This is a genomic window from Acinetobacter sp. GG2, assembly GCF_000292385.1.
Classification (GTDB): Bacteria; Pseudomonadota; Gammaproteobacteria; order Pseudomonadales; family Moraxellaceae; genus Acinetobacter; species Acinetobacter seifertii.
Genome location: NZ_ALOW01000039.1, coordinates 295,624 through 302,248 on the forward strand (window position 1 = coordinate 295,624; position 6,625 = coordinate 302,248).

General features: G+C 33.4%; 7 protein-coding genes. 3 read left to right on the forward strand and 4 right to left on the reverse strand.

The annotated features are described in order from the left end of the window. The 3 genes from B554_RS0116025 to B554_RS0116035 all read left to right on the forward strand — a co-directional run bounded on the left by B554_RS0116025 (position 1) and on the right by B554_RS0116035 (position 3,310). Entirely contained in the window at positions 1 to 858 is an 858-nt protein-coding gene (locus B554_RS0116025) for a metal-dependent hydrolase (RefSeq protein WP_019458847.1), read from the forward strand. 24 nt (positions 859 to 882) lie between these two features. Continuing rightward, positions 883 to 2,109, forward strand: a complete 1,227-nt coding sequence (locus B554_RS0116030) for an NADH:flavin oxidoreductase/NADH oxidase family protein (RefSeq protein ID WP_019458848.1) — start codon at positions 883 to 885, stop codon at positions 2,107 to 2,109. A gap of 640 nt (positions 2,110 to 2,749) precedes the next feature. Further along, positions 2,750 to 3,310, forward strand: coding sequence for a TetR/AcrR family transcriptional regulator (locus B554_RS0116035; RefSeq protein ID WP_019458849.1), 561 nt, complete (start codon positions 2,750 to 2,752; stop codon positions 3,308 to 3,310). 83 nt (positions 3,311 to 3,393) lie between these two features. Here the strand turns inward: B554_RS0116035 and B554_RS0116040 are convergent, their stop codons facing one another. From B554_RS0116040 to B554_RS18975, 4 genes are all read right to left on the reverse strand, one after another. Further along, complete coding sequence (locus B554_RS0116040) at positions 3,394 to 3,846, reverse strand: hypothetical protein (protein WP_019458850.1); 453 nt, start codon at positions 3,844 to 3,846, stop codon at positions 3,394 to 3,396. Positions 3,847 to 3,880: 34 nt separating this feature from the next. Next, positions 3,881 to 5,089: an MFS transporter gene (locus tag B554_RS0116045; protein WP_019458851.1), complete on the reverse strand. Its 1,209-nt coding sequence runs from the start codon at positions 5,087 to 5,089 to the stop codon at positions 3,881 to 3,883. A 6-nt stretch (positions 5,090 to 5,095) separates the two neighbouring features. Further along, a complete protein-coding gene (locus B554_RS0116050; protein ID WP_019458852.1) occupies positions 5,096 to 6,301 on the reverse strand; it encodes a hypothetical protein in 1,206 nt (401 codons plus the stop codon). Between the two features lie 144 nt (positions 6,302 to 6,445). After that, positions 6,446 to 6,625, reverse strand: a 180-nt coding sequence (locus B554_RS18975) for a hypothetical protein (protein ID WP_029767936.1), incomplete at its 5' end; no start/stop codon positions are given.

Genomic DNA, 6,625 nt, shown 5'->3' on the forward strand with positions numbered 1-6,625 from the left:
ATGAATGCAGTTTTTGAGTCAAAGCCAGCACAAGATTTTTCTAAAATTTCCGCATCAATTGACATTACAGTGCGCCAGTTAGACTTATCTTTTCCAGATGAAATACCAGAGTTTTGGTTTAAAAATAATCCTTTGCTGACCATGCTATTTACTGCCTTGTCGAGTGCTTTTCCAGATGGTGAACGGCAGTTTATTTATAGTGTGCGTCATTATCAGGACAAAATTAGCGATCCTATTTTGCTTAAACAAGTCCGAGCTTTTATTGGTCAAGAAGCTCATCACGGCAAAGAGCATGATGCACTTAATGCTGTCATGCTTAAAAAAGGTTATCCAGTTGAACGTATTTATAAACGTTTTAAAAAGATGAACCGTATGTTACAGCAACGATTTTCTTTAGAGCATCAGTTGGCTTGTACGGTATGTATGGAACATTTAACGGCAATTTTAGCGGACTATTTTATTAGTATCGCGCCCGAAGACTTAGCGTTGTTTGATGTTCAGTTGCGGAAAATTTGGGCTTGGCATGCCATTGAAGAAACAGAGCATAAAGCTGTGGCGTTTGATGTCTATCAATCTTTAGTGAATAGACCTTATTTCTTACGAATGGTGATGTTAGAAACCACGCTTTCTTTTTTAATACTTACGACCAGAGGAACCAAAGAGCTTTTAAAGGCTTCAGGAAAAAATAAAGATTTTAAAAATCTATATGTGGGTTTGAAATATTTGTTTGGCGCTCAAGGTGTGATCCGAAAAATTAGCCGCAGTTACTTAGATTTTTATTCTAAAGATTTTCACCCTTGGCAACATGATAACCGTGAACAAATGATGAAATTAAAAGACATATATCTCAATGAATGATTTTTAAATTTAGGAAGAAAGAAAATGACAAAACCCAATCCAAAGCCCACATTAGCAAGCCCTTTAACTTTAGCCTGTGGTATTACCATTCCAAACCGAATTGCCAAATCTGCTATGAGTGAACAACTTGCTGATCGGCATGGTTCGCCGACAATTGACTTGCAACAGTTATATGCAGCTTGGGCTAGAGGTGGAGCAGGGTTGTTAATCACGGGCAATGTCATGATTGACCATCGTGCTTTTGTGGAACCACGAAATGTGGTTTTAGAGTCAGCAGAATTTCTGCAAGCAAATAAGTTATGGGCCCAGTCTGCTCAGGCGAATGGCAGCAAAATTATTATGCAGATTAACCACCCCGGTCGTGTTGCGGTTTTACCACTTTTGAAAAAGCCAATAGCGCCTTCAGCAGTTGGGCTTGATTTACCTGCTATGAATATTATTCGCATTCCTCGTGCGATGACCGAAGCAGAAATATATGAGCAGATCAATCGATTTGCTCAAACTGCGAGGCTCGCTGTTGAAGCTGGCTTTGATGGCGTACAGGTGCATGCAGCACATGGCTATTTACTCTCACAATTTTTATCACCTCTAGCCAATGTTCGGACAGATAAGTGGGGTGGTAGTCCTGAAAACCGACGCCGTATGTTGATTGAAACTGTTCAGGCTATACGAACTGCAATAGGTAAAGACAAAATATTAAGCGTAAAACTCAACTCTGCCGATTTTCAAAAAGGTGGATTAAGTCAGGAAGAATCGATAGACATTGCATTAGCTTTAGAAGCAGAAGGGATGGACCTATTAGAGATTTCAGGCGGGAATTATGAATCCCCTGCACAGTTAGGCTATGCACCAGATCGTTCTGCTCAGCGTGATGCATATTTTATTGACTATGCCACCGCACTTCGCAAACAAAGCAAATTACCACTCATGTTAACTGGTGGGTTACGTAAAGCCAGTTTTATAAATCAGATTGTGGCGGATGGAGTAGTTGACCTTGTTGGAATGGCTCGTCCATTTGCAACACAACCAGATGTGGCGAAACAACTCTTGTCTGGGAAATCGATAATAGAACCCGCTCATGTACCTTCAATTGGCTATAAACCTGTAGATGCCTATTTACAACTGGCTTGGCACGCTGCCCAATTCCGCCGTATTAGCCGTGGGCAACAACCTAAAGCGATTAAGGGATTACTTAAGACATTTGTTGCTTTTGGCCCACGTATGGGATGTAACATTTTGACTCAGAAATAATGAATAAGACCTTTTAATTCATCTTATTCATGGTCTATAGCCGACATATGAACGGCTATAATTAAGAATATCTAATCTAATGAAAAACAATAATTAATTAAATAATTTCTAGCCAATTTCACATTGACACCTTAATTGTTCAAGATTACCATTTGCGGGCTGGCCTACATTGCCAGTCGGTTTTGACGGACCGATGATTCGACCGCATCAGATTATTCCTTTCTGAGGGATACTTTTATGTGTGCACCTCGTTCCCTCCCGTAGCGGTAGGACGGGAGTGGGACACCTTCGGGTGTGCTGGAAGTCGAACCCAGTCCGTCAACCTGCTTCCGTTCTGCCACCATAATTTATAATGCTTTGGCAGAACTCCCAAAAGAAGGAGTTGGCTATGCATATTCATAAATTATTGGCAGTCACTGTCAAAATCTATATCGACACCACTTAAATCACTTTAAAGCAGCTCGATCGCCGTAAGGTTTTCAGGCTTTAAATCACTACGTCTAAAAAACTTGCTTCAACAATAAAACTTGAGATGTGCCAAGCACAGTCTTTATGGCTTTGCTGTGCCTTTTTTCTCCCATAAAAGGCACAGGCTTTTTAATCTCACTTAGAAACAACAAGAACTTAAAACGGTAAAACTATGTCAAATATAGAAATATCTTCGAAAAAACTACATGTTGTTCAAACTGCTATACGACTATTTACAACTTATGGGTTTCACACAGCAGGCGTAGACCTCATTGCCAAAGAAGCCAAAATACCGAAAGGCTCCCTTTATAACTACTTTCGCTCGAAAGAGCATCTTATTGAAATGTGTATTGCTTTTCAAAAGAGCAAACTTAAAGAAGAAGTGCTCGCCATTATTTACTCAAGCCGTTACCGCACTTCAAAAGATAAACTCAAAGAGATTGTCGTTTTACATGCCAACTTTAATAGCCTGTACTACCTTTTACTTAAAGCCTATTTTGAAATTAAAATCGCTTACCCACAGGCTTACCGTATGGCAATAGAGTATAGAAAATGGCTGCATCATGAGATTTTTGACCTTATTTTTAGTTTAGAAACTCATGAGTTAAAACCAAATGCTGACTTGGTTTTAAACCTTATAGATGGTTTGATGTTCCAGATTTTAAGCTCAAATAGTTTGGATGAACGGGATGTGGTGGTGGAGAGGTTTTTTGGGGAGATAGGGGCAAAGTAGATATACTTGCCCAAGTTGTGAATTTACCTAAGGTGTCATGCCATTTATATTTAGGATTAATGATAATAAGAGTTTAATTCATATTATTTTGACTGATTAGCAAATTTTTTCATATTCTCAATACGCCGTTGATCTTCAGAAAATTTAAAGTTTTGTATGTAGTGATGAATATCAATTGTGAGTATAGTTTGTAGATATGAAAAGGCTAAATGATAGGGCTCTAAAGTTGTGCGATGATATAAAGCTTTTAATGGATCTCGATGCCAAAAATTTAAATCTATTAAGGTCCGTCTTAATTCTATATGATCCACCCGAAGCATAGAACCTTGGTTATTTAGCCATGCTATTAACGCTAAATTAACTTCTGGTTCAGTTGTAAATTTTTCTGAAATACATAATGAAGCTAGAGAAAGTACGATTAATACTTCTTCATCTTTCATATTTTTTAAGCTCATTGACTTCTTTTTTAAAAAGCTCTCAATAACTTGTAAAATTTCATCTTTATTAAACTTAGGTAAATTTTCAAATTTTCTCAACGATATTCTCCTATACTATTTTTAAATAATTCACTTATACTTGGGGTGTGTTTTCAAAGATAATACTTGTTTTTTTATTAACTATTGCAGAAATTGCTCCAACAAAAAATACTATTATTCCTGTATAAGTTAAAAATAAAATAGCATTTTCAGGTTTAATAAATCCAGCTGTTAATAAGCCAATCATTACAAAAAACTGAAGGAATAGTGAATAAGCAGAAAGTCCTGAATTTAATTTTTCATCTGGAATATGTTTCATTATAAAAGTTGCCATTAAGGAATTTTGAACTCCATTTGCTAGACCTAAAATAAATAAAATAAAAATAGAAAAGTAGAACACATTACTTAATGATAAGAAAAACATACATCCTCCAATAATTGATGCGCATGTACATGAGCCCATTGAAAGTCCTAACTTTGAAAATATTCGTGAAAGAAAAATAGGGCCTATTAATAAACCTATGCTTAAGGAGGCAGAAAGAATTCCATATTTAAAGTATGAATATTTTAATTGAATAATACCAATATTCATATAAATAACATTCATACTTGATGAAAGCATTATTGTGATAGATAAAGGTAGTAGTGTGTTTCTAACTAATTTATTTTTAAGGATTATTCCCAAACCTTCTATTAAGCTACTTTCCTTCTTTAGTACATTATTATGATTTTTTTCTTCTTTGGGTATTTTTAAATTGAGACAAAAAATAAATGCAATTATATTAAGAGTAATAATTAATAAGAAAGATTTTTCAAGACCAATTAAGCCAAGAGAAATTCCAGCTAAGGCTGGGCCAGCAATATATCCTGCATTTTTTATTGACTGTATTATAGAATTTACTTCTAATAAGTTCTGACCAAAATTCAACTTAACAAATGCTGAGACAGAAACCCAAAAAACATTGTTAATAAAGCCCAGAAAGAAGGTTGTAAAATAAATTAAAAAACTTTCATTTACAAATAAGCATGTGATGAATATAAAGGCACCCAATAAAAATGAAATTGGGATTAGAAGCTTTATACTAAATTTGTCAAGTATTTTAGGTATTATAAATGTTGAGATGACACCACCTAAAATAGCACCTGTCATCAATATAGAAATACCATGTAAACTGTTGTTGCCAGCTTTTGAAAAAGATAATAAAAAACTACCTATTTCATCATAAAAGCTTGATATGAAAATGAGTAATAAAAGAAAGTAATTTTTATAACTCATTGTCTTTTTTGGATTTGATATTTTCATTTTAAGCTAAATATTCCCAAGAAGTCCAAAATTTTTCAACTCTTTAAATATATTTGAAGAGTCAATATTAAATAACTTGCTAATATCATAATAATTAAATTCTTTTCCTGAATTGGAGGCTAAAAAAACTAACAGTTCAATATTTTTTTTAGAGTATTCAATGAATAAAAAGTATCCATTTACTGCTAATATTATTAAGTCTCTATCATTATTGATATACCATTGAATCGAAGCAGTATCTTTAATTAAAATAGGTTTGTTGATATCGAATTCATCATTATCCTTTGGTCTTTTTACTTTCATGCCTGATGTTGTATTAATAAGTAGTTTTTTCATAGCCATATGGCGCTCAATACTTCCATCCATTATTTTATTTTTTAAAGTAACTAAATTTAAAATATCTTCATCATTAAGTGTAATTTCGCCATTACAAGAGATGTCGTTAATTAAAGATTCATCATGTTTTAAGAAAGTATTAATATAATCGATACTATCTTTAGCATCATCTGAACAATGCCAAAGAGATATATTTATATTTAATGATATTTCCTTTGGAGTTTCAGCTATATGAAATGCATCGAAAGGAAAATAACAAATTTTATCTATTGTATTTAAAAGAGGAATAGCGTCATTTCTAGCATGTTCATAGTGTGGATATTTTAATTTGGCTAGATCACTTCTGGAAGAATCCCATGTTAGCATTGTTTTACCATTTCTGATGCTAAAACCAAAATTATGAGCATCATCTGCATGTATTCCACTTGGCGTTGAGGAATATTTGCCAATGAAACAATCAACATCCACTCTACCACCTGGTCTATAACCTATTGATTTAGATAGTTTGTCAATGAAATTTTTTGCAAAATCCCAAATAACATGAGATGAACCATGTAAACCAAAATAAGCTATAGACCACTCATTAGTATTATTAATTAAATCTATTCTATTTAGGTAGTTATCTAAAGTTAAATCTACTGCTTCTAAACAAAAATCATCCCTTATTTTTGTGGTTCGATTATTATTAATTGCTGTGACAAAATCAGCTAATGGGTTTATTTTTTGAAGTTCCGGCAGGTCTGTTTTATATTTTAGTAGAGCTTGAAATATATCTTTCTCATCAGGTATTTCTATATCTTTTTCAATATCTAGAGAAAAAGGTTTTTTATTCCATGCTGAATTTATAAATTCATCACTAAATGTTTTTTTATTCAATTTTAGCTCCTTAAGTAGAGTTAATAATTCTTTATCTTGTTTAAAGAAGTTAATTAATATGTAAAATATATTTAATTAATATTTAGGGTTTTAATGAAGGAACAGATTTAATTAAAAATATTAATTAAATCTGTTGTTTTTAAATTATGCTGCATACCTACTAGCATTAATTTCTTTTGTTTTTAAGTCTTGATAAAAGCTATCTTTTATTTCTGACAAAATAGTTAATGAGTCTTCATCAGGTACTTGAGCATATTTAACGTTTGTCGCCCGTACAGGTGAAATATCTTCATCAGGTACTTGAGCATATTTAACGTTTGTCGC

What these genes read in the sequence shown, in the direction of transcription:
- B554_RS0116025 (WP_019458847.1), top strand. Translation starts at nt 1, where the DNA reads ATGAATGCAGTTTTTGAGTCAAAGCCAGCACAAGATTTTTCTAAAATT.
- B554_RS0116030 (WP_019458848.1), top strand. Translation starts at nt 883, where the DNA reads ATGACAAAACCCAATCCAAAGCCCACATTAGCAAGCCCTTTAACTTTA.
- B554_RS0116035 (WP_019458849.1), top strand. Translation starts at nt 2,750, where the DNA reads ATGTCAAATATAGAAATATCTTCGAAAAAACTACATGTTGTTCAAACT.
- B554_RS0116045 (WP_019458851.1), bottom strand. Translation starts at nt 5,089, where the DNA reads ATGAAAATATCAAATCCAAAAAAGACAATGAGTTATAAAAATTACTTT.